17 protein-coding genes are annotated in these 22,299 nt (G+C 68.0%); 4 read left to right on the top strand and 13 right to left on the bottom strand.

Features of this window, described 5'->3' with window-relative positions; translation table 11 throughout:
• Positions 1–4: 4 nt before the first annotated feature.
• From epsI to pstS, 9 genes are all read right to left on the bottom strand, one after another.
• A complete protein-coding gene (gene epsI / locus ACG01O_RS19285) occupies positions 5–688 on the bottom strand; it encodes an exosortase-associated protein EpsI, B-type (RefSeq protein WP_394387035.1) in 684 nt (227 codons plus the stop codon).
• Positions 685–1,596, bottom strand: coding sequence for an exosortase B (xrtB, locus tag ACG01O_RS19280; protein WP_394387034.1), 912 nt, complete (start codon positions 1,594–1,596; stop codon positions 685–687). The genes epsI and xrtB overlap by 4 nt, the downstream gene beginning before the upstream one ends.
• An 11-nt stretch (positions 1,597–1,607) precedes the next feature.
• Positions 1,608–2,474 carry a polysaccharide biosynthesis tyrosine autokinase gene (locus ACG01O_RS19275; RefSeq protein WP_394387033.1) on the bottom strand — a complete coding sequence of 289 codons (867 nt, stop codon included), beginning with the start codon at positions 2,472–2,474 and terminating at the stop codon, positions 1,608–1,610.
• A gap of 33 nt (positions 2,475–2,507) precedes the next feature.
• Entirely contained in the window at positions 2,508–3,932 is a 1,425-nt protein-coding gene (gene epsF / locus ACG01O_RS19270) for a chain length determinant protein EpsF (protein WP_394387032.1), read from the bottom strand.
• Between the two features lie 15 nt (positions 3,933–3,947).
• Positions 3,948–4,772: a polysaccharide export protein EpsE gene (epsE, locus tag ACG01O_RS19265; RefSeq protein ID WP_394387031.1), complete on the bottom strand. Its 825-nt coding sequence runs from the start codon at positions 4,770–4,772 to the stop codon at positions 3,948–3,950.
• Positions 4,772–5,722 carry an EpsD family peptidyl-prolyl cis-trans isomerase gene (locus tag ACG01O_RS19260; RefSeq protein ID WP_394387030.1) on the bottom strand — a complete coding sequence of 317 codons (951 nt, stop codon included), beginning with the start codon at positions 5,720–5,722 and terminating at the stop codon, positions 4,772–4,774. Before ACG01O_RS19260 ends, epsE begins: the two co-directional genes overlap by 1 nt.
• Positions 5,723–6,106: 384 nt before the next feature.
• A complete protein-coding gene (ubiE, locus tag ACG01O_RS19255; protein WP_394387029.1) occupies positions 6,107–6,838 on the bottom strand; it encodes a bifunctional demethylmenaquinone methyltransferase/2-methoxy-6-polyprenyl-1,4-benzoquinol methylase UbiE in 732 nt (243 codons plus the stop codon).
• Between the two features lie 12 nt (positions 6,839–6,850).
• A complete protein-coding gene (locus ACG01O_RS19250) occupies positions 6,851–7,243 on the bottom strand; it encodes a gamma-butyrobetaine hydroxylase family protein (RefSeq protein WP_394387028.1) in 393 nt (130 codons plus the stop codon).
• Between the two features lie 16 nt (positions 7,244–7,259).
• Entirely contained in the window at positions 7,260–8,336 is a 1,077-nt protein-coding gene (gene pstS, locus ACG01O_RS19245) for a phosphate ABC transporter substrate-binding protein PstS (RefSeq protein WP_394387027.1), read from the bottom strand.
• 72 nt (positions 8,337–8,408) lie between these two features.
• On the opposite strand from pstS, the gene ACG01O_RS19240 reads away from it, so the two are divergent.
• On the top strand, positions 8,409–10,448 hold the full coding sequence (locus ACG01O_RS19240; RefSeq protein ID WP_394387026.1) for a M13 family metallopeptidase: 2,040 nt from the start codon (positions 8,409–8,411) through the stop codon (positions 10,446–10,448).
• Between the two features lie 102 nt (positions 10,449–10,550).
• Here the strand turns inward: ACG01O_RS19240 and ACG01O_RS19235 are convergent, their stop codons facing one another.
• Complete coding sequence (locus tag ACG01O_RS19235) at positions 10,551–12,371, bottom strand: S8 family peptidase (protein ID WP_394387025.1); 1,821 nt, start codon at positions 12,369–12,371, stop codon at positions 10,551–10,553.
• Positions 12,372–12,814: 443 nt separating this feature from the next.
• Here ACG01O_RS19235 and ACG01O_RS19230 point away from each other — a divergent pair, with 443 nt between their 5' ends.
• On the top strand, positions 12,815–13,318 hold the full coding sequence (locus ACG01O_RS19230; RefSeq protein ID WP_394387024.1) for a hypothetical protein: 504 nt from the start codon (positions 12,815–12,817) through the stop codon (positions 13,316–13,318).
• On the opposite strand, the gene ACG01O_RS19225 is transcribed toward ACG01O_RS19230, so the two are convergent.
• Both ACG01O_RS19225 and ACG01O_RS19220 read right to left on the bottom strand, forming a co-directional pair.
• Positions 13,291–13,731 (bottom strand): HIT family protein, encoded by a 441-nt coding sequence (locus ACG01O_RS19225; protein ID WP_394387023.1) that lies wholly within the window; start codon positions 13,729–13,731, stop codon positions 13,291–13,293. The genes ACG01O_RS19230 and ACG01O_RS19225 overlap by 28 nt on opposite strands.
• Positions 13,728–17,597 (bottom strand): DUF3683 domain-containing protein, encoded by a 3,870-nt coding sequence (locus tag ACG01O_RS19220; protein WP_394387022.1) that lies wholly within the window; start codon positions 17,595–17,597, stop codon positions 13,728–13,730. The genes ACG01O_RS19225 and ACG01O_RS19220 overlap by 4 nt, the downstream gene beginning before the upstream one ends.
• 60 nt (positions 17,598–17,657) lie before the next feature.
• Here ACG01O_RS19220 and ugpQ point away from each other — a divergent pair, with 60 nt between their 5' ends.
• The gene (gene ugpQ, locus ACG01O_RS19215) at positions 17,658–18,401 is read left to right on the top strand and encodes a glycerophosphodiester phosphodiesterase (protein ID WP_394387021.1); all 744 of its coding nucleotides are present in this window, start codon (positions 17,658–17,660) and stop codon (positions 18,399–18,401) included.
• Here the strand turns inward: ugpQ and ACG01O_RS19210 are convergent.
• Positions 18,358–19,698: a histidine-type phosphatase gene (locus ACG01O_RS19210; RefSeq protein WP_394387020.1), complete on the bottom strand. Its 1,341-nt coding sequence runs from the start codon at positions 19,696–19,698 to the stop codon at positions 18,358–18,360. The genes ugpQ and ACG01O_RS19210 overlap by 44 nt on opposite strands.
• A 66-nt stretch (positions 19,699–19,764) precedes the next feature.
• Between ACG01O_RS19210 and ACG01O_RS19205 the strand changes: the two genes are divergently transcribed.
• Positions 19,765–22,293, top strand: a complete 2,529-nt coding sequence (locus ACG01O_RS19205) for a TonB-dependent receptor (RefSeq protein WP_394387019.1) — start codon at positions 19,765–19,767, stop codon at positions 22,291–22,293.
• Positions 22,294–22,299: the final 6 nt, after the last annotated feature.

Below are 22,299 nucleotides of genomic sequence, written 5' to 3'. Positions count from 1 at the left end.
GGGGTCAGCGCAACCCGGTCAGTCGGACTCTTGCCGGGCCTTGCAGGGCTTGAACGAGTTGCTGAACAAAGCGCTCCTGCAATGCGAACGCCGCCGCGGTGTCGCGGTCGACGCTGGAGACGCGGAACAGCAAGCCGTCAGGGATGACGCCATCGACGGCGTAGTTGAGCTCGATGAGCTTTTTTTGCATGCCGCCAAGGGTGGGCTGGTGGCCGATCATGACCCAGTAGGTCACGGGCTCGGTGCGCGTGCTGCCCATGCGGGTCACCAGCTGGCGCACCGGAAGAGTGCCGCCCGGGGTCTGGATTGCCGCGGTCTGCTTGGCTTGGAGTTCGAACCCCTGCGCCGGGTAGCAGATCTCGGGGTAGTGCACGGTCATGCCGTCGCGCTGGTCTTCCCCGTAGGCCACCGACATCATGATGCGATGGCCCTGCCCATCGACGTACACGCGAGACAGCAGCTGGTTGTAGATTTTGTTGAGGGCTTCTTGCTGCTGGGGGTTCACCACCGCAGCGCCCGCGAATGGGTCCAGCGCCCAATCGCCAAATTGTTTGGGAACGGCGTCTTCGAGGCGAAAGCGCCCTTCACGTTCCACCAGGAACTGGGTGGGTTTCAGCGCCTGGGTGCCATACGAAGCGGCACCGGCGAGGGCCGCCACGAGCAGCGCCTTGATCACACCGGCGTTCATGCGGCACCGCCTGTTGCCGGCGCTGCCACCGGGAAGAATTTGCGCAGCAAGCTGTCGCACGCGATGGTGAGCACCAAACCGGACAGGAAGAGCACCATGCCAGCGAAGTCATGCAGGAAGCCTTGGCCGGCTGCATCACCGAAGTGGTAGGTGACGAGGGTCAATGCCATCACACGAACGACGTTGGCCGTGAAGCTGATGGGAATGATGAGCAGGGCCAGGCCGATGTTGCGCGCCCAGGAGGCGGTGGTGACCAGGTTGAGGTACAGCAGGCCCAGAGCCTCGAGCGTGAACAAGGTGTGCAGACCGGCGCAGGCGTCGGCCACGAGCAGCTGATAGGGGCCGATGGACAGCATGACGCCCGTGCGGGCGATGGGGTAGCCGACGCCGTACAGGATGGTCTCGGCAACCCAAGACACGGCGAGCTTCATGGGCTGGGTGACGGCGTCCACCACGCCGCCCGGCAGCGGCACCATGAAGGCCATGAAAAGAATGGGGAACGCCACCACGGCCAGCGTTGCGCTGCCCCGCATGACCAGGATGACGGCCGCAATCAACAGCACGAGTGACCCGATTTCCATCGTCAAGATGGACTGAGACCGCCCCACGGCATAGATGAGCAGTGCCAGCACAACCAACGGCCAGCCCACCCACCCGCTCAGGCCACCGGTGGGTGCCGGCAGCTCACGCGGCCAGCGGTGCCATAGCAGCCACAAGCTCACGGCGAAGACGATGGGGCTGTGCCCCAGCGCTTCAGCCGTCCAGCCGCCGGCGGCCAAATCTTGCAGGGTTGGCACATAGAGGATGCCAAACGCGAAGGCCAACGCGAGTGCTTGCATCAGCGTGGCCGGCCCGGGCAGCCCGTGCGGCGGCGTGGCGCGGGCGCCGAGGGAATCGCTGGGTGCCACGCGCAGCCCCGTCAGAACTCGTTGTAAACCACGCCGGCAAACGCCACGCTGGTTTGCTGCAGGCTGGCCAGCAGGTCTTGCAGTTCGGCAACGCGAGATTGGTCTTTGCGGGCGAGCAGCAAGGCGGCTCCGCAGCGCGACGCAATCACGGCGCCATCACTGCCCGAGGCTGCCGCCGGGGTGTCGACGACGACATGGTCGAACTTGCCCACGAGCTCTTTCATCAGCAGCCCGAACGCCGGACGCTCCACCAGCTCCAGCGGGTTGGGCGGCGGGTTGCCACTGGGCAGCACGAACAGGTTGGGGATGCCGTTGGCCTGGCGAATGACCTTGGATTCGGTGCGCCCGACGAGGATGCCGGACAGGCCCGAACGGTTTTCCACGCCGAACACGTCGTGCAGGCGCCCGGCGCGCATGTCGGCGTCTACCACCAGGGTGCGCCCGCCCAGCTGCGCGAGCACCACGGCCAGGTTGGCCGCGAAATACGTTTTGCCGTCTCCCGCCTGCGGGCTGATCACGGCCAGCGCACGGCGCTCGCGGGACTCCTGAAACACACGCATCATCAGCTGGCTGCGAATGGCTCGGAAGCTTTCTGCCTGAGGGCCGAAGGGGTGGTTTTGCGTGATGAGTTCCGGGCTGGCAGTCCGCGACTCTTCAGGGGAATACGGGAAGTGGTACTGCTGGCTGAGCGCGTACAGCACGTCGTCGTTGGACACAAAGCCCAAACGCACGGCAGCCTCGCCAAAGCGCAGGTTTTGCTCACGCTGCAAGTGAACGATGCGTTCAACCTGATCGGCCGACAGATGACGCAGGCCAGACAAGATCGCCCCGATGGAGCGATCAGCCAATTCATTGGATGTGGAGTTCTCAGCAGTCACGAAACGTCGCCTCTTGTGTGACGGGGTGGGCCATCAACGGCCCGTCGTGTCGGCCGGAGCCGTCAGAGCGGGAGGCAAGAGCACGCCTCCGCGGTACTTGCTGGGGCGCTTGGCGTTGGCAGCCGGCAGCACGCCCAACATCGGCAGGCCGAGGGCCGTGACCACATCCACCGGACGGCGCACGCGGCGGTCAGCCAGTTCCATGACGAACACCAACACCGCCGCGAGCCAGATGCCCACCACCACGGCCAGCAGCATGTTGCGCAACACGCGCGGTGAGCTGGCGATCGTGGGCGGCACGGCACTCGTGAGCACTGCGGCGTAGCTTTGGGTGTTCTGAGCCTCCAGCCCGGTCTGGCTCAAGCGCGCCACGAGGCTGTCGTAAATGCGCTGCGAGTTCTCGACTTCGCGCTGCAGCACCACGCCTTCATCGCGAACTTCCTTCATCTGCAGCACCTTGGCGCGCTGGGCTTCCAGCGACGCACGCACCTGGCCCTCACGGGCTTTGTTGATGGTGTTGCTGATCTGAACGCCACCGGTGATGCGGCGGGTTTCGCTGTCGAGCTTGCTGCGCAGCTCAGCAATGCTGGCCTTGGCTTCCACCACCTGCGGGTGGCTGTCGCCCAGGCGCTGGCTCAACTCCTGCAACCGCGCCTCATTGCGGCTGAGCTCGGCCTTGAGGCTGGCGATCAGCGGGTTGTTCAACACCTCCTGAATGCGGTCGCCGCGGCTGCCCTGGGCTTCGGTCTGACGGCTGGTGCTCTCGGCCGAAATGGCTTGCAGCTGGGTCAACTGGCTGCTGAGTTCCGTCAGGCGGGCGTTTTCAACGTCCAGGCGCTCGTCGGTGGCGATGATGCCTTTCTCGCGCTGGAAGCCTGAGAAGCGCTCTTGCGCTTTCTCCAGCGCCTCGCGGGCGCCCTTGACCTGCGTGTCAAAGAAGCGCTTCAGGTTTTGCGCGGGGTCGGCCCGCAGCTCCAGCGTCGTCTGGATGTAGGACTGCGCAAACGCGTTGGCCACCGCAGCAGAAAACTGGGGGTTCGGGCTGGCGTAGCTGAGCGACACCACATTGCTCTCGCGGCTGGGCTTCACTTCCAGGCCCTTCTGCAGCACGTCCACCAAAAACTGCTCGATGGTGCCGACGGTGTCACCGCCCTTTTGCCACTGCTCGCGGATGGCTTCGTTCTCGGTGAGCTTGAGCTCACGGATCACACGCAGCGCCACACGATCACTGGCCATGATGTCCACCTGTGTGGCCACAAACGTGGCGGACGACATGGTGGGCATGTTCATGAGGGCCACTGGGTCGGGTTTGGTGTCGATGACGATCGTGGCTTCTGCCTTGAACGTTTTCGGCAGCACCAAATTGGCCACAACGGCCAGCACAACCACACCAACGAACGTGCCGATGGCCACCCATCGACGGGCCCGAAGGATGGCCCAAAACTGCATGAAGCTCATCGCGACTCCGAATCCTTAGAACAGGCTTTCCTTGACGTACACCACGTCACCATCCTTCAGGCTTTCGTCCATGGCGGGTTGAACCACCTGGACCTTGCCTTCGGCCGACTTGCGGTGCACGCGGATGCCGCGCTCGGTGCCGCGGGGGTTCAGGCCACCGCCGGCGGCGAGCGCCTGCATCAGGGTCATGCCGCGCTCCAGGCGCATGGGGCCGGGGCGCTGCACTTCGCCGTAGATGTAGACCAGCGGTGCGCGCTCGACCCAGAGGACGTCACCGTTCTGGATGAGGATGTCGTTGGCGCGGTTTTGCTCGGCGCTGAAGACGCCGGGCAGGTCGATTTCCTGGCGGAAGGGCTTGCCGTTGCGGGTGCCGGTGAGCACGAGCAGGTCGCCGCCGGTGGTGGCCACGCCACCGGCGTTGGCCAACAGGTCGGTCAGCCGCATGTCGGTGGTTTCGATCGGGTAGCGGCCCGGGCGATTCACCTGGCCCAGCACGCTGGCCTGGTTGCCCTTGACCTGCAGCAGCACGAGCGTGACTTGCGGGGCCTTGACGAAGTTGCCGCTCTTGAGGCCGTCAGCAATCAGCTTTTCAGCGGCGCTGACGCCCAGGCCGCCGATGCGCACGGTGCCCAGCAGCGGGTAACTGATGGCGCCGGTTTCAGACACACGGGTTTCGAGCGTGAGGTCGGGGTTTTGGTAGACGACGACGCGGATGACGTCACCCGCGCCGAGCCGGTATTCGGCAGCCGCCGCAGCGGCCGGTGCCGCACCCGATTGGGCTTGGGATGCCAGCCCGGCCAGGCCCAGGGCCGCCGCGATGAGCAGGGGAATGGCGCGCATCACTTGAGCCCCATGCCCTTGGAGATGGCGGCGGCGTCGAGCCCGCTGGCTGCCGGCGAGGCGGGTTCAGCCGGGGTGGCCGGGGCGGAGGCAGCACCAGCCGCCGGCGCGGTGAACTTGCCGACGTATTCGATCTTGGCGGCGTCGCGCAGGGCCTTGACGTCCTTTTGCAGCAGGTCAGCCTTGCGCTGGTTCAGCAGGAAGGCTTCGATGGCCGGGCGCGCCTGCGCTTCTTCCACGGGCTGGCTGCGCGAGCCGACAAGGAACAGCACCGTCAGGCCGGCCGGGTTGGGGCTGACCATGGAGTCACCGTCTTTGAGCTTGGAGATGGCGTCCAGGCTGGTGAGGGGCAGTTGCTCGGCCGCACGCACCGCCTGGTTGGCGTTGAAGCGCAGGTCGGACGCCTTCAGGAACTCGGCAAACTCGGCCAGGCTCTTGACGGAGCCGAGCTTGGCGCGGATGGCGTCGTACTGCTCGGGCTTGGCTTCGATCTGCAGCTCTTGCAGGCTGTAGATGCGGCGTTCCTTGAAGAGCGCGGGCTTCTCGTTGTAGTACTTGCTGACTTCGTCGGGCGTGGGCTTGGACACGGTTTCACCGACACGCTCGGCATAGGCGCGGGCAATGATTTCGCGCTTGGCAGCTTCGATCTGCTGCACGACGCGGGGGTCGCGGTCGATCTTTTGTTCTTGCGCCTTTTGAACCGCGAGTTCCTGGTCGATCAGGCGTTCCAGCACCTGACGGCTGGCGGCTTCGGCCTGGTCGGGCTTGAGGCCCGGCTGGCGCTGCAGCACGAAGTTGATTTGGTGGACGGTGATCTCTTCCTTGTTCACCTTGGCGGCGGTCTGGGAGGCTTTGTCGCCCTTGTCGCCCCCGCAGGCTGCCAGCATCGCAGCGGCGGCCAGCACGGCCAGGAGCAGGGGAGCCCGTTGATTGATGTGTCGCTCAGCCATCTTGAGTGGATCCAGGTGATGGAAATGGAGATGCCGGGAAGGCTTGGGGCCTCCGGGAACATCCGAGTTTACTGGTCGCATATGTCGCTTCCAGGGCATGCACGAACCCATAACGGGGGGCGTGAAACGCGTTGGTTCCAGCGAAATCCGAAAGAATGTTTCAGCACCCCCTCAAGCTCGGGGGCATGACGGGACGGGCTGATGAACACGCCCTGCCCGGCCGCCCACCGAGCCTCGCGCACGGCAGGGCCTTCAGGCCAGGCGGGTTGTTTGGGGCCGGTGGGGCGGGTGGGGATATGGATGAGGACGGGGCCCGCGCCCTCCCGGCGCGACAAACACCCCCGTCACCCGCGGCGTGCGCTCACACGCCCGCGGGGCGACCGCTCAGCACTTGATGCCGGCGTGCAGCGCGACGATGCCCGCGCTCAGGTTGTGCACGTCCACGTGGCCGAAGCCGGCCGTTTTCATCATGGCCTTGAGGGTGGCCTGATCGGGGTGCATGCGGATGGATTCGGCCAGGTACTTGTAGCTCTCGGCATCCCCCGCGAACAGCGAGCCCAGCTTGGGCAGGATGTTGAAGGAGTACCAGTCGTAGGGCTTGCGCAGCGGCTCGGCGATCTTGGAGAACTCCAACACCAGCAGCCGACCGCCGGGCTTGAGCACGCGGCACATCTCGGCCAGGGCCCGGTCCTTGTGCGTCATGTTGCGCAGGCCGAAGGCCACGCTCACCAGGTCGAAGCTTTCGCTCTTGAAGGGCAGCTTCTCGGCGTCGGCCAGGCTGGTGGGCAGGATCAGGCCTTCATCCAGCAGACGGTCGCGGCCCTGGCGGAGCATGGCTTCGTTGATGTCGGTGTGCACGACGAGGCCGGTCTCGCCCACCTTGCGGGCGAAGGCGCGCGAGAGGTCACCGGTGCCGCCGGCAATGTCCAGCGCTCGCTCGCCCGGCTTGAGGTTGGCGACCTGCAGGGTGTAGGCCTTCCAGGCCCGATGCAGGCCGGCCGACATCAGGTCGTTCATCAGGTCGTACTTGGACGCGACGGAATCGAACACGCCGCGCACCTTGCTGGCTTTGTCTTTCTCGTCGACCTGCTGGAAGCCGAAGTGGGTCTGGCTCATGGGAGAAAAGTGTCAGTGCGAGTGGCAGGAGCCGCCAGCCTTTTGGGGCATGGGGTCGTCGCGGCCCTTGCCGGCGGCGGCGAGGCGGGCTTCGTAGTCGGCCCACAGGGCGTCTTGCTGGCTGCCGAGCTTGTAGAGGTAGTCCCACGAGAACAGGCCGCTGGCGTGGCCGTCGGAGAACTCGGGGCGCACGGCGTAGTGGCCCACGGCTTCGAGCCCGGTGATGACGACGTCTCGCTTGCCGGTTTGCAGGGTTTCCTGGCCCGGGCCGTGGCCCATCACTTCGGCCGAGGGGCTGTACACGCGCATCAGCTCGAACGGGATGCGAAACCGCGCGCCGTCGTCGAACGCGATTTCAAGCACGCGGGACTGCTGGTGGACGGTGATGTCGGTGGGCTGGGCCATAGGGCTGAAGTGTCCCTCAGAACACCAGATAGGCCGGCACGTTGCCGTCGCGCGGGCGAACCTGCGTGAAGCGAGCCGCCAGGCGGGACTGCACCGCCACCGGCAGCGGCGCAAAGCCGGTGCCGCGCGTGAGGTCGTCACCGTGCATGAAGCACCAGTACAGGTACTTCAGCGTCGGTTGGGCCTGGCCTGCGGTGGCGGGCTCGGCGTCCACCAGCACAAAGCTGGTGAGGGTGATGGGCCAGGTGTCGGCGCCGGCGCGGTCCAGCAGGGTGGCCTGGTCGTCGCCCTGGCGGTGCATGTCGCTCTCCAGGATGGCCGCGCGAAAGCCCGCCTCGCTGGGCAACACGAAGCGGCCGGCGGCGTTGCGCAGCTTCACCGCGGCGAGCTTGTCGCGCAGCACGCGGTCGTACGACACGTAGGCGATGGCGCCGGGCGTGGCGCGCAAGGTTTGCACCATGCCGTCGTTGCCCTCGGCCTTGAGCGGCTCGCCGGGCCAGGCCGGCGCCTGGCTGGCGCCCACCTCGACCTTGAACGCCGCCGAGGCGCCGGACAGGTAGCGGCTGAAACCGTCGCTGGTGCCCGACTTCTCGGCCCGCACCACGCGCTTCACAGGCAAGGCTGGCAGGCTGACGCCGGGGTTGAGCGCGGCGATGCGCGGGTCGTTCCAGGCCTTGACGCGACCCAGGAACACGTCGGCCAGCACCTCGCCGTCCAGCTGCACGGCCGCCGTCACGCCGGGCAGGTTGACGACCGGCACCACGCCGCCCACCAGCATCGGGATCTGCACGAGCTTTTGCTTGGCCAGTTCAGCGGCCGGCAGCGGGCTGTCGGTGCCGCCGAAGTCCACCTTGCGGGCGCCGATTTGCTTCACGCCATCGCCCGAACCCGTGCCCTTGTAGGCCACCGCCGAGCCCCCGGCCTTGGCGAAGGCGCGGGCCCAGGTGTCGTACACCTTGGACGGGAACGTGGCCCCGGCGCCCTGAACGGCTTGTGCCTGGGCGCCACCACTGAGCAGGCAAACAGCAGCAAACGACAGGAGGAGGCGGCGGATCATGGCAAACACGCTGAACTGGTGAAAACCCGCGATCATGCCCGTGTCTTCCTTCCTTTTGATGAGGGCGGGCTCTAATTTCTGTGTTGTCTCCTTTCGCAAACCTCCGCTATGTTTCGACCTGCCCTTCATCGTCTTGCCACAGCCGCCCTGCTCTGCCTGGGTGCGGCCTCGTCCACCTCGGCGCTGGACCTGACCGGGTTGTCGAAGGAGGTCGCGCCCTGCGATGACTTCTACGCCTTCGTCAACGCCAACTGGGATGCCGCCACCGAGCTGCCCGCCAGCCGTGCGCGCATCGGCAGCTTCGAGCAACTGCGTCAGGCCAATGACGAGTTGCTGAACCGCGCGCTGAAGGAACTGGCCGACAAGCCCGCGCTGCAAACCACGCCGGGCCTGAAGCTGATTGCCGCGTACTACGCCAGCGGCATGGACGAGGCGGCCATCGAGGCGCGCGGCTTGTCGTCGCTGACGCCGCTGCTCAACCGCGTGGACACGCTGCAGCGCCGCGAAGACCTGCCCACCGTGCTGGCCCTGCTCGCCCGCAGCGGCGTGGCCGTCCCGCTGGCGTGGGATGTGGAGCCGGACATCAAGGACACGCGCCGGCATGTGCTGACGCTGGCCCAGTCCGGCCTGGGCCTGCCGGACCGGGACGACTACTTCCGCAGCGACGACCGCACCCGCGCGATCAGCGCCGCGTACCGGACGTTTGCCAAGACCGTGCTGTCGGCTTCCGGCCGCTCGACCAGCGACGCCGAACTGGACGCGGTGCTGGCCCTGGAGACGCAGTTGGCCGAGGCCTCGCGCGACCGCACCCGGCTGCGCGACCCCAACGCGAACTACAACCCGATGACACCGGCCGAACTGGCGGCGGCGGCGCCGGGGTGGGACTGGAGCGCCTACCTGTCGGTGCTGACCGCCGGCGCCAAGCTGCCGCAGCGCCTCATCGTCGGCCAGCCGGAATTCGCCACGCGGGTGGCCAAGCTGGCGGCCGACACCCCGCTGGACGTCTGGCGCCGCTACCTGGCGCTGCGCGTGCTGGACTCCGCCGCGCCGCGTCTGCCCAAGGCGTACGCCAATGCGGCGTTCGAGTACCGCGGCAAGGCCCTCACCGGCCTGCAGACGCCGGCACCGCGCAGCGAAGACGTCATCCAGCAAATCGGCGGCCGCTACGGCTCCGAGCCCGTGGCGCTGGCGCTGGGCGAGCTGTTCGTGGCCCGCGCGTTTTCGCCGGAGGCGCAGAAGCGCTCGCTGGCGCTGGTGGAAGACATTCGCGCCAGCATGAAGGAGCGCATCGAGAAGCTGCAATGGATGACGCCGCCCACCAAGGCCAAGGCGCTGGAAAAGCTGGCCCGCATGCAGCCCATGATCGGTGGCCCCGAGAAGTGGCCCACGTTCGACGGCCTGCAGCTGACCGGCAACGACTACGCCGGCAACTGGATGAAGACGGCGCTGTGGCACAGCGGCCAGCAGGTCAAGAACCTGGACGCGCCGGTGGACCGCAGCCGCTGGACCATGAGCCCGCACATCGTGAACGCGTTTGCGGGTGACCTGAACCAGATCATCTTCCCGGCCGGCATCCTGCAGCCGCCGTTCTTCAGCGCCAAGGCCGACGACGCCAGCAACTACGGCGGCATTGGCATGGTGATCGGCCACGAGATTACCCACCACTTCGACGACAGTGGCCGCAGCTTCGACGCCAATGGCTCGCTGACCGACTGGTGGACGCCGGCCGACGCCGAGGGCTACAAGCAGCGCGCCGACAAGGTGGCCGAGCGCTACGGCGCGATCTCGCCACTGCCGGGCTACACCATCAACGGGCGGCTCACGCTGGGCGAGAACATCTCGGACATGTCGGGCCTGCCGATTGCGTACGAGGGCCTGCAGCGCGCGCTCAAGCGCAGCAGTGCCGGTGCGGCCGAGAAGAAGACGGACGGCTTCACGCCCGCCCAACGCTTCTTCATCAGCAACGCGCTGGTGTGGCGCAACAAGGTGCGCACCGAGTTCCTGATCAACCAGCTGCGCACCGACTCCCACTCCCCGGCCAAGTACCGGGTGCTGACGCCCATGAGCAACTCGCCCTACTTCGCGCAGGCGTTCTCGTGCAAGGCCGGCAGCCCCATGGTGGCGAAGGACCCGCTGACCGTGTGGTGACCGCTCGGCCCACTGCCGGCCGGGCGCCATGCCCCGCCGGCACCCGCCAAAAAAAACGGGGCCGAGGCCCCGTTTTTCATGCGGCGGTTTCAACCCGCCCGGTTACCACTGCAGCTTGAGCGTGTAGGCGCCGGTGCCGCTGTAGCGCAGCACTTGCACGTACAGCGTGACGGCAGTCGAGCCGCCGTTGGCGTAGGTCGCCACGTCGGCCGAGCCGGCGGGCTTCTCGCTGGACGACAGCGTGGTGCCGGCGCTGTTCTTCACGTACAGGTCGTAGTCGTTGGCGCTGCTGGCCGCGGTGAGCGTGGCCGTCAGCGTCTTGCCGGCCGGCAGCGTGACCTTGAAGTAGTCGGTGTCGGTGGTGGAGCTGACGCTGCCCGACACGTTGGCCGGCGACGACACGACGTTGGCCGTGGCGATGCTGCCGTTGGACTCGACCTCGCTGACCGTGGGCAGCGTGCCCGAGCCCGTGATGGCGGCGATGGCGGCCGGGGCGTCCAGGATGCCCGAACCGCACTGCGAGCAGGTGCCCGGGAAGGGGCGCGCGCTGCTTTGCAAAGCGGCCTTGATCTGGTCCGGCGTGGCGGTCGGCTTGGCGCTCAGCATCAGGGCGACGACACCGGCCACGTGCGGCGTGGCCATGGACGTGCCCTGGTAGTAGGCGTAGCTGTCGGCGCCCGGCGCCTTGGTGCCCGCGTTCAGCGTGCTCAAGATGCCGTTGCTGCTGCTGGAGCGCACGTCACCGCCCGGAGCGGCCAGGGTCACGATGGACCCGTAGTTCGAGTAGTAGGCGCGCGAGCCGTTGCGGTCCGTGGCCGCCACCACCACCACGCCCGAGCAGTTGGCCGGGTTGGAGTTGCTGGCGTTCTGGTTCTCGTTGCCCGCGGCCACCACCACCACCGTGCCGCGCGAGCGGGCGCTGTTGATGGCGTTTTGCGAGGTCGTGTCGCACGCACCGCCGCCGCCCAGCGACATGTTGATCACGCGCGACGGCGTGGCGTTGGTCGGCAGGCCGGCCACGGCGCCGCCCGAGGCCCAGATCATGCCGTCGGCGATGTCCGAGGTGTAACCACCGCACTTGCCCAGCACGCGCACCGGCTGAATCTTGGCGTTGAAGGCGATGCCTGCAATGCCGGCTGCGTTGTTGGTCTTGGCGGCAATGGTGCCGGCCACGTGCGTGCCGTGCCAGCTGCTGTTGCTGGCGGCGCTGCCGGTGCCGCATTCGCCCGCGGCGGTCCAGTCGCCCGGGTCGCTCGGGTCGCTGTCGCGGGTGGTGCCGTCGTTGGCGGTGGCCGCGTCATTGATCATGTCGTAACCGGCCACGGTCTGGCCCGACAGGTCGGCGTGCGGACGGATGCCGGTGTCCAGCACCGCCACCACCACACCCGTGCCGGTGGCCAGGTCCCACGCGGCCGGGGCGCGGATGCCACCGGTGGTTTCGTACAGGTCCCACTGCGAGGTGTAGCTGCTGTCGTTGGGCGTCATCAGCGGGTACATCTTGCGGTCGGGCTCGGCGTAGGCGATGTTGGCGTCGCCGGCCTTCAAGTCGCTGGCCAGGCGCTCCAGTTCACCGTGCGTCAGGGCCTTGTCGAGCTTGTAGATGTGGGCGCCGGTGCCGCTTTGGCGCACCAGGCGGGCTTGCGCGCCGCGCAGGGCCAGGGCCGCGTTCAGCGCGCTCAGGCGGGTGCTCAGCGCAGCCGGGGCCACGGCCATGGCGCGCATCACGCCGGTGTCTTTGGCGTCAGCCTGCGCGGCGTCGCGGTAGCTGACGATCAAACGGTCGGTGGTGGTGGCGCGTGCCACGAGGCTGCTCAAACCCAGGTCGACCTGGGCATTGCTCACACCCGCCTGGGCGGCGCCGGCGGCGAGCACGCCGCACACGAGCGCGAGCAGGCTGCGCGAAGGGGCAGAAGAAAAACGCATCTTGGTGGTTTCCGAGAGATCGCCGTGGCAGACGGCGTGCCGGCCCGGCCGCGTGGGATCTCCACGTGAAGCGCCACCGTGTGTTTCAGTCGGCCAGCACGGGCGTCATCCCAACGACGCACATTTCCCGCCCTGGCCAGGCGCCTTCCGAAGCGGCGCGAAGTGTGTCCGTTTGGTTAAGTCAGACATGTCACTGACTGCTGCGACAGAAGCCACCTGATCGGGCAATTCCGGATGGGCAGTCGCCATGACGACTGGCACCCGCTGCGGCCGCGGATGCCCGGCTCCACGCCTGCAGCTCAGCCCGGCTTCTCTGCAGCCTGTCCGCCCCCGCCTGCCATTCGTCCCAGCCGTGTTGGAGCGCAGATCGCCAAAACCTAATCTGCCGTCAGGCCGACGCACAGAGCGCCGCCACCCCAGAGTTCCTCAACACGGAGATCGTCATGTCCCAACACAACGCGTTCATCACCCGCCTGGCTTCCCGTTTCACCGCCGTGGCCGCCTGCACCCTGCCGCTGGCCCTGACGGCCCTGCCCGCTGCGGCCGACACCGTGGGCCTGGAGCGCGTGGAAATCAGTGGCAAGGTGTACGAGGGCACGGCGCGCCACGATGTGCGCGAAAGCTGCCAGGCCATCGACACGCAACTGCAGAACGCCCTGCAAACCACCTGGCTGCGCGAGCGCCAGATGGGTCAGGTGCAGGTGCAACTGGTCTTGGAAGGCGGCCAGGTGAGCGCCGTCAGCGCCCGCGGCATCTCGGTGCCCGTGGCCCGCTCGGTGCGCCGCGCCGTGGAAGGTCTGCAATGCACGCCGCTGGCTGCTGCGAAGGGCCCGCAGGTCTACCACTTCCACGTGGACTTCACCGACCCCTACAGCACCCCCGCCCCCACGATGACGGCCGCCGCGGCCGCCTCCGCCGGCTACCGGGTGGCGCTGCTGAACAATTGAGCCAAGCTTGCGTCCACCGCCGTGAGCGGCTGCCGCAAGCGCGCCGGGGCATCGTCCGGTCCCAGCCGCTGCGGCGCCGCCCACACAGGCGCCGGGAAATGGCTGTCCCAGTCGAAGCGGGCGATCACGTGCCAGTGCAGATGAGGCACCACATTGCCCAACGTGGCCAGGTTGACCTTGGTGGGGGCCAACTGCTCGCGCAACACGCGCTCGATGGCGGTCACTGCGTCCATGCAGTCGTGGCGTTCGGCATCGCTCAGGTCGCTGAACTCGGCCACATGCGCATTCCAGATCAGCCGGTAAAACGCCGGGAATCGCCGGGCTTCGTCGCCCTCGGTCACGCGCACGACGCGGAACTGCGCCGTGCGGGCAACGACGAGGCCGCCGTCGCTGTCACACAGCACGCAACTCACACCAGCACCCGCTCGATACCGCCCGCGTTGGCCTTGGCGACGTAGTCAGGCATCCAGTTCTCACCGAGGATCTGGCGGGCCATTTCGACGACGATGTAGTCGGCCTCCAGCAGGCCGTTCTGCAGGTCGTTGCCGTAGCGGCTCAGGCCCTGCAGACAGCTCGGGCACGAGGTGAGGATCTTGAGGTTGTCCTCCGCGCCCACCTGGCCTGACGCGCGCAGCGAGGCCTCGGTCTTGCGCAACTCTTCTTCCTTGCGGAAGCGGATTTGCGTGGACACGTCCGGCCGGGTCACGCCCAGCGTGCCGCTCTCGCCGCAGCAGCGCTCGTTCTTCACCACGTTGTCGCCCACCAAGGCCTTCACGGTCTTCATGGGCTCCTGCAGCTTCATGGGCGAGTGGCAGGGGTCGTGGTACAGGTAGCTGCTCTTGGAGCCGAGCGTGATGCCCTTTTCCAGCAGGTATTCGTGGATGTCGATGATGCGGCAGCCGGGGAAGATGTCCTCGAACTTGTAGCCCTGCAGCTGGTCGTAGCAGGTGCCGCAGCTGACCACCACGGTCTTGATGTCGAGGTAGTTCAGCGTGTTGGCGACGCGGTGGAAGAGCACCCGGTTGTCGGTGATCATCTTCTCGGCCTTGTCGAACTGGCCCGAGCCGCGCTGTGGGTAGCCACAGCAGAGGTACCCGGGCGGCAGCACGGTCTGCACGCCGGCGTGCCAGAGCATGGCCTGCGTGGCCAGGCCCACCTGGCTGAACAGGCGCTCGGAGCCGCAGCCGGGGAAATAGAAGACCGCCTCGGTCTCGCTCGCGCTTTCGGGCGGGCGAATGATGGGCACGTAGTTCTTGTCCTCGATGTCCAGCAACGCGCGCGCCGTCTTCTTGGGCAGGCCGCCGGGCAGCTTCTTGTTGATGAAGTGGATGACCTGTTCCTTGACCGGCGCGGTGCCCACTGTGGCCGGCGGCGCACTGGTTTGCTTGCGGCCCGCGGGCTTGAACAGGTCCACCGCCAGGCGCTGGGCCTTGAAGCCGATGCCCACCATGGCCGTGCGGGCGAGCTTGATGGTCTCGGGGTTGGTGGCGTTCAGCATGAACATGGCCGCCGCGTTGCCGGGGCGCCAGGTCTTCTGGCCCATCTTGCGCAGCAGGTTGCGCATGTTCATGGTCACATCGCCGAAGTCGATCTTGACCGGGCACGGCGACGCGCACTTGTGGCACACCGTGCAGTGGTCGGCCACGTCCTCGAACTCCTGCCAGTGCTTGATGGACACGCCGCGGCGCGTCTGCTCTTCGTACAGGAAGGCCTCCACCAGCAGCGAGGTGGCCAGGATCTTGTTGCGCGGGCTGTACAGCAGGTTGGCGCGCGGCACATGCGTGGCGCAGACCGGCTTGCACTTGCCGCAGCGCAGGCAGTCTTTCACCGAGTTGGCGATCTCGCCGATGTCGCTCTGCTGCATGATCAGCGACTCGTGCCCCATCAGGCCGAAAGACGGCGTGTAGGCGTTGCGCAGGTCGGCCGGCAACGCCTCGTTCTTCAGCAGCTTGCCCTTGTTGAAGCGGCCTTCCGGGTCCACGCGCTGCTTGTAGGCCGTGAAGTTGGCGAGTTCGTCGTCACTCAGGAACTCGATCTTGGTGATGCCGATGCCGTGCTCACCGGAGATCACGCCGTCCAGGCCGCGCGCCAGCACCATGATGCGCGCCACGGCCTCATGGGCCGTTTGCAACATGGCGTAGTTGTCGCTGTTGACGGGGATGTTGGTGTGCACGTTGCCGTCGCCGGCGTGCATGTGCAGGGCCACCCACACGCGGCCGCGCAGCACCTCCTTGTGGATGCGCTTGCATTCCGCCAGCAGCGGCTCGAACGCCGCGCCCGCAAACAGGTGCTGCAGCGGCTTGAGGATTTGCGTGCGCCACGAGGCCCGAAGTTCGTGCGTTTGCAGCGGCTCGAAGAAGCCCGAGTCCAGCCCGCTCAGCCATTGCTGCCAGAGCGCGCCCACCTCGCGCAGCAGCGCCAGGGCCTGCTGTACGCGGTCTTCCAGCAACTCGGCGCTCGGAATGTCGCCGGCGTCGTCCGTCTTGCCCAAAGGCAGCGAACCGGTGGCAAAGAACGCCTGCAGCCGCCCCACCAGCTCCAGCTTGTTGCGCAGGCTGAGCTCAATGTTGATGCGCTCGATGCCCAGCGTGTACTCGCCCATGCGGTGCAGCGGGATCACCACGTCCTCGTTCACCTTGAACGCGTTCGTGTGCTTGCTGATGGCGGCGGTGCGCTTGCGGTCCAGCCAGAACTTCTTGCGGGCATCGGCGCTCACGGCGATGAAGCCCTCGCCCGAGCGGCCGTTCGCCAGGCGCACGACTTCCGACGTCGCACGCGCCACGGCGTCCGCGTCGTCGCCGACGATGTCGCCGATCAGCACCATCTTCGGGAAGCCGCCACGCTTGCTCTTGGTGGCGTAGCCCACGGCCTTGAGGTAGCGGTCGTCCAGGTGCTCCAGGCCCGCCAGCAGCACGCCGGTGGAAGCAATCGAGAACATGTAGTCCTTGATGTCCACGATGCTGGGCACGCAGTCCTTCGGGTTGCCGAAGAACTCCAGGCACACGGTGCGGGTGTGCGCCGGCATGCGGTGCACGATCCAGCGGGCGCTGGTGATCAAGCCGTCGCAGCCTTCCTTCTGGATGCCCGGCAGGCCGGCGAGGAACTTGTCGGTCACGTCCTTGCCCAGGCCTTCCTTGCGGAAGACGCGGCCCGGGATGTCCAGCCGTTCAGTGCGCTCCAGCGTCTTGCCGGAGGCGTCGAAGTAGCGCAGCTCGAAGCTCGCGACTTCCACGTCGTGGATCTTGCCGAGGTTGTGGTTCAGGCGCACCACCTCCAGCCACTTGGCCTCGGGCGTCACCATGCGCCAGCTGGCCAGATTGTCCAGCGCCGTGCCCCACAGCACGGCCTTCTTGCCGCCGGCGTTCATGGCCACGTTGCCGCCGATGCAGCTCGCCTCGGCCGAGGTCGGGTCCACCGCGAACACGAAACCGTGCTGCTCGGCCAGGTCTGCCACGCGCTGCGTGACCACCCCGGCCTCGCTGAAGATGGTGGCGACCTCGCGGTCCAGGCCCGGCAGCTTGAGCATCTCGACGCCGCGCAGGGCTTCGAGCTTCTCGGTGTTGATGACGGCGCTGTTCCACACCAGCGGCACGGCGCCGCCGGTGTAGCCGGTGCCGCCGCCCCGCGGAATGACCGTCAGGCCCAGCTCGAAGCAGGCGCCCACCAGCCCGGCAATTTCGGCCTCGGTGTCGGGCGTGAGCACCACGAACGGGTATTCCACGCGCCAGTCGGTCGCGTCGGTCACGTGGCTGACGCGGGCCAGGCCGTCGAACTTGATGTTGTCCTTGGCGGTGTGGCGGGCCAGCGCCTTGGCAGCGCGCTTGCGCAGCGTCGTCACGCTGTCGAAAAAGCGGTCGAACTGCTCCACGGCGCCCCGGGCGGCCGTCAGCAACTCGCCCACGGCGGCGTCGCGCTGCGGGTCGCTGGCCGGATCGCGGCGCTTTTGCACCTCGCCCAGGCGGTGGTGCAAGGCCTCGATCAACTGGGCCCGGCGCTTGGGGTTGTCCAGCAAGTCGTCTTGCAGGTACGGGTTGCGCTGCACCACCCAGATGTCGCCCAGCACCTCGTACAGCATGCGCGCAGATCGGCCCGTGCGGCGTTCCAAACGCAGCTGATCCAGCAGTTCCCAGGCCCGGGAGCCCAGCAAGCGGATCACGATCTCGCGGTCGGAGAACGAGGTGTAGTTGTACGGAATCTCGCGCAGTCGCGGGAGATCGGCTGCGGGGGCGGTGTCGGCGGCGGCAGCGGCAGCCGGCATCAGGGGATGCGGGGCGTTCATAGAGGGAAAGGATCGTATCGCAGGGGGGGGTTGGCACCGATTGCCCCCAGAATCGGTGGGATGAAGCCTTGGCCCTACCCCCTGTGGCTGGCGCACCGCGGCGCCGGCAAGCTCGCCCCAGAGAACACCCTCGCCGCCTTCCGACTTGGAGCCGGTTTCGGCTTTCGAGCCTTCGAATGCGATGTGAAGCTCAGCCGCGACGGCGAAGCCTTTTTGCTGCATGACGACACGCTGGAGCGCACGTCCAGCGGCACGGGATCACCGGCGGAGCAGGACTGGGCTTCGCTCGCCAAGCTCGATGCCGGCAGCTGGCACAGCCCGGCGCACACCGCCGAACCCCTTCCCCGCTTCGCCCAGATCGCCGCCTTCTGCCAGGCCAATGGCTGTGCGCTGAACGTGGAAATCAAGCCCTGCCCAGGCGAGGAGGCCCGCACCGGCGCCACCGTCGCCCGGGAGGCCGCGCGGCACTGGGCGGGCGCAGACATCGCGCCGCTGCTGAGCAGCTTCAAGCCCGAGGCCCTGGCTGCCGCGCGGGCTGCCGTGCCCGCCCTGCCCCGGGCCCTGTTGCTCGATCGCCTGTGGGACGGCTGGGCGGACACCGCCGAGGCCTTGGGCGTGGTGGCCGTCATCACGAACTGGCGCTGCATGGACCGCGCCCTCATCGAGCAGCTCCACACACGGGGCTGGCGCGCCCTGGCCTACACGGTCAACGATGCCGACGTGGCCGCGCGCTTGCTGGCAGACGGCATCGACGGGATCATCACGGACGCGGTGAACCGCCTGGGGCCGGGCGGTAGCAGCTGATCAGCGCCGTCACGCGGTAGAAGTGGCTGGCCGGTCGCAGGCGTGCCGCCTCGCACGCGGGCTTGAAGTCGGCCTGCGCCTCGTTGAGCAGCATGCGCACGAGCCGCTCGCCGGCCGGGCCCTCCCAGACCTCCCACTGCACGTTCGCTGCCATCGGGATGACGCGCTTCGCGCGCCACGGGTTGTTGGCGTGGCTGTAGGGCTGGCTGCGCGTCAGCGGCTGGTGCACGCTCGCCACGCCGATAGCGGATACCAGCGGGGCGATGATCTCGGCGTGCGCAAAGCGCAGCGCAGCCCCCCGGCCAGCCGGCAGGCGGTCGAGCATGTCGTCGAGCAACTGCGTGGCGATGTCGTAGGTCACCGGGCCGGCCTCCAGCAGGCCGGGGCCCTTGCGGTAGAAGTCTTCGGCGTCGTCCAGCGCCATGAACACGGCGGCCGCGGCAGCCGGCACGAAGGGCGCCACCTCGCCGCCCATCTCCAGCGTCAGCCCAGCCATCGCCCCGCGCACATCCATCACGTGCCGGGCGGCAGCGACCGGGTCGGCCACGCGGGCCGTGAAGGCAGCCCCGTACAGTCCGGCCAGCAGGGCCTGAGCCGCCTGCGGCAGCTGCGGGTCAGCCTCGATGCGCTCCTGCTGCTCGGAAAGCAGCGGGCTGCGCAACCACGCCTGGTAGGCCTCGCTGCGCTGCAGGGTCGCGCGGCGGGCAGGCGTCTCGGCCAGGTCGCGCCGGGCATCCAGGCGGTGGAAGTACAGCAGGAAGCGGTCGGCGCCCCAGCTTGCCGGCACCTGCGCGCGCGGCGCCGCCTGCTGCAGGGCCGCTGCAAAACTGCGTGAACTGTCCACGGCACGGTCCACGCCCGAACTGAGCAGTTCCACGGCAGGCTGGGCGGCAAACAGGCCAGGCAGCCGCGCCACCAGCCGCTGCGCCAAGGCCTCGTGCTCCTGCACGCCGAGCTGGCTCAGGTTGCCGTAGCCCAGCTGCCGCTGCGCTGCGATGAAGCGCTGCAGGTCAGCCCCAAAGCGCCGGCCCAGCGGCGTCAGCGCGCCCGCTGCCTCGGCCTGGCGCCACACGGCCAGCGCGGCCTCGTCGCTGCCGGCCTTGGTCAGCCCGCGGCTGCCATGCCGGGCCACCAGCTGCACGGCCACCGGTGTGTAGCCCGGCGGCGCGGCCTCGTACTGCGCGGCGGGCTCCTGCGGGCGGTAGGGCGTCTTCGAGCCCAGATCGCTGCCGGCCTGCGCGGCGCCGGCCAGCAGGCTCAGGCCGATCGCCCACCAGGGCAGCCATCGGCGTGTCATGTCATCGGGAATTCGCATTGGGTTTCTAGGCTGCGCGGCTTTGTCAATCCAACCGAAAGCCTAGCCATGTTCCGTGACAACCTGTCCACCACCCTGACCGCGGTCGCCGCCGCCGTCCTGTGCCTGCCCGCGCAGGCCCAGAACGCCGCACCGGCCGAGAAGGTGGAGGCGGTGGTCATCTCGGGCCAGGCCTCCAGCCTGCGCAAGTCGCTGAAGATGCAAGCCGAGGCCGACAACATCGTCAGCGCCGTTGTCGCCGACGACATCGGCGCCCTGCCCGACATCAATGCCGCCGAGTCGCTGGCCCGGCTACCGGGCGTGGCCGTGCAGCGCGACCAGGGCGAGGGCCGCTATGTCGTCGTGCGAGGCCTGGGGCCCGACATGAACACCATCACCGTCAACGGGTCTCTGGTGCCATCGCCCGAGGCCAGCCGCCGTGGCGTGAGCATGGACGTGCTGCCTTCGGGCCTGATCCGCTCGCTGGAAGTCATCAAGTCCCTCACGCCCGACATGGACGCCAACTCGCTGGGCGGCACCGTGGACGTGAAGACGCTGTCGGCCTTCGACCTGCCGCGCAGCCTGCTGAGCGCGGGTACCTCGGTCAGCCGCGATGCGCTCTCCCGCCAGACCAGCCCAGCCGCCAGCCTGCTGGGCGCCACGCGCCTCATGGACGGCACGCTGGGCATCGCCGCCGCGCTCAACGTGGACCGCCGCAAGTTCGGCTCCGAAGACGTGGAAACCGACGGCGCCTGGGCTGCCGGCAAGCTGACCGGCGTGGAACTGCGCCACTACCGCCCCAACCGCGACCGCGCCGCCTTTGCGGCCAACGTCGACTACAAGCCTTCGGCCGAGAGCAGCTTCTACCTGCGCGGCATCCTGGCGCGTTTCAGCGACGACGAAGAGCGCGACCGCCTGACGATCAGCAACATCACCGGTGGCTCGGTCGCCGAGGGCGCCACCGCCACCGTGCGGGCCGAGCGCCGGCTGCGGGCCCGCAAGTACACCCGCACGATCACCTCCCTGGTGGCCGGCACCGAGCAGGACCTGGGCGACTGGCTGCTGGAAGCGAACCTGGGCCTGGGAGGCGGCAAGGAGCGCACGCCGGAGCAGATCAACGACGCGCGCTTTCGCCAGAACAACGTGGCGGGCGTGTCCTTCACCGACACCGTCAAGCCGCTCGTGACCGGCCCGGCCGCCCTCTACGACGCCAGCAAGTACACGCTCAACAGCTTCACGCTGCAAAAGCGCCAGAGCGATGACGATGAACACAACGGCCGCCTGGACCTGACGCGCACCTTCACGCTGGCCGACGGCGGCAAGCTGGCGCTCAAGTTCGGCGCCAAGCTGTCCCGCCGCGAGAAGCGCAACGACACCGACCAGTGGTCCTACAGCAGCGCCTCGGCTACCAGCGCCAACTACTGGGGCGCCGGCTCGACCGCCCTGTCGGCCTTCGTTACCGGCTCGACGCTGGACTTCTCCATGGGCGACATCGGCCCGGCGATGGATGCCGCTGCGGTGCGTGCGCGCCTGGCCACCCTGCCCCGCGACCCGGCCAAGGTGGCCGGCGCCTCGGCGCTGTCCGACTACCAGATCCACGAGAACATCGACGCCGGCTACGTGCAGGCCACCATGGACCTGAGCCCCGCCTGGATGGTGCTGGCCGGCCTGCGCGTCGAGCGCACGCGCTTTGACGCGGCGGGCTTCCAGAGCTCCGTCGCCGGCGTGCTCTCGCCCACGCGCTTCGAGCGGGACGACAGCCATTGGCTGCCGGGCCTGCACACCCGCTACAAGCTCAGCCGCGACACCAGCCTGCGCGCGGCGTGGACGAACACGGTCGTGCGGCCGAACTTCGACCAGCTCTCGCCCGCCGTCACGCTGAGCAGCACCACCGAGGCCAGCCTCGGCAACCCGCAGCTCGCGCCCATGCGCGCCCACAACCTCGACCTCGGCGTGGAGCAGACGCTGGGCAATGACGGTGCCGCGTCCGCCTACCTGTTTCACAAGGACATCCAGGACTTCACCTACGCCACCAACCTCGCCGGCACCGGCCCCTGGGCGGGCTACACCAGCGTGACGAGCTACGCCAACGGCCCGCGCGCCACCGTGCAGGGCGTGGAGCTCTCCTGGCAGCAGCAACTGCGCAGCCTGCCGGGCTGGATGAGCGGCTTCATCGTCGGCGCCAATGCGGCGTTCACGCATTCGACAGCCGACGTCGGCCGCTTCGACACGGCCAGCCAGTCGCAGCGGGTGCGCCGCAGCCGCATGCCGGGCCAGTCCGACAGCACCGTCAACCTGATGCTGGGCTATGAGGCCGGCCCGCTGAGCGCCCGCCTGGCCGTCAACCACAAGTCCAAGTACCTGCTGCAATTCGGTGCCGACGTGACCAACCCCGCGCAGGACCAGATCGTGGCCGCACAGCGGCAGGTGGACCTGTCGCTGTCCTACAAGGTCACGCCGTCGGTGCAGCTCACGTTCGAGGGTGTGAACCTCAACAACGAGCACTACTACACCTACGTCGGCGTGCCGGCGCTGAACTACCAGTACGAGCAGTACGGTCGCACCTTCAAGCTCGGCCTGAAGGTGAGCCTGTTCTGAGCAGCC

Origin of the sequence: Pelomonas baiyunensis (assembly GCF_043555935.1) — a bacterium.
Classification (GTDB): Bacteria; Pseudomonadota; Gammaproteobacteria; order Burkholderiales; family Burkholderiaceae_C; genus Pelomonas; species Pelomonas baiyunensis.
The sequence above is the reverse complement of the archived record's forward strand: the minus strand, read 5'-3'. Positions and strand labels throughout refer to the sequence as shown.

Excerpts from the sequence above, each read along its gene's own strand:
- epsI (WP_394387035.1), bottom strand. The coding sequence starts at position 688 with ATGAACGCCGGTGTGATCAAGGCGCTGCTCGTGGCGGCCCTCGCCGGT.
- epsF (WP_394387032.1), bottom strand. The coding sequence starts at position 3,932 with ATGAGCTTCATGCAGTTTTGGGCCATCCTTCGGGCCCGTCGATGGGTG.
- epsE (WP_394387031.1), bottom strand. The coding sequence starts at position 4,772 with ATGCGCGCCATTCCCCTGCTCATCGCGGCGGCCCTGGGCCTGGCCGGG.
- ACG01O_RS19260 (WP_394387030.1), bottom strand. The coding sequence starts at position 5,722 with ATGGCTGAGCGACACATCAATCAACGGGCTCCCCTGCTCCTGGCCGTG.
- ubiE (WP_394387029.1), bottom strand. The coding sequence starts at position 6,838 with ATGAGCCAGACCCACTTCGGCTTCCAGCAGGTCGACGAGAAAGACAAA.
- ACG01O_RS19250 (WP_394387028.1), bottom strand. The coding sequence starts at position 7,243 with ATGGCCCAGCCCACCGACATCACCGTCCACCAGCAGTCCCGCGTGCTT.
- pstS (WP_394387027.1), bottom strand. The coding sequence starts at position 8,336 with ATGATCGCGGGTTTTCACCAGTTCAGCGTGTTTGCCATGATCCGCCGC.
- ACG01O_RS19240 (WP_394387026.1), top strand. The coding sequence starts at position 8,409 with ATGTTTCGACCTGCCCTTCATCGTCTTGCCACAGCCGCCCTGCTCTGC.
- ACG01O_RS19235 (WP_394387025.1), bottom strand. The coding sequence starts at position 12,371 with ATGCGTTTTTCTTCTGCCCCTTCGCGCAGCCTGCTCGCGCTCGTGTGC.
- ACG01O_RS19230 (WP_394387024.1), top strand. The coding sequence starts at position 12,815 with ATGTCCCAACACAACGCGTTCATCACCCGCCTGGCTTCCCGTTTCACC.
- ACG01O_RS19220 (WP_394387022.1), bottom strand. The coding sequence starts at position 17,597 with ATGAACGCCCCGCATCCCCTGATGCCGGCTGCCGCTGCCGCCGCCGAC.
- ugpQ (WP_394387021.1), top strand. The coding sequence starts at position 17,658 with ATGAAGCCTTGGCCCTACCCCCTGTGGCTGGCGCACCGCGGCGCCGGC.
- ACG01O_RS19210 (WP_394387020.1), bottom strand. The coding sequence starts at position 19,698 with ATGACACGCCGATGGCTGCCCTGGTGGGCGATCGGCCTGAGCCTGCTG.
- ACG01O_RS19205 (WP_394387019.1), top strand. The coding sequence starts at position 19,765 with ATGTTCCGTGACAACCTGTCCACCACCCTGACCGCGGTCGCCGCCGCC.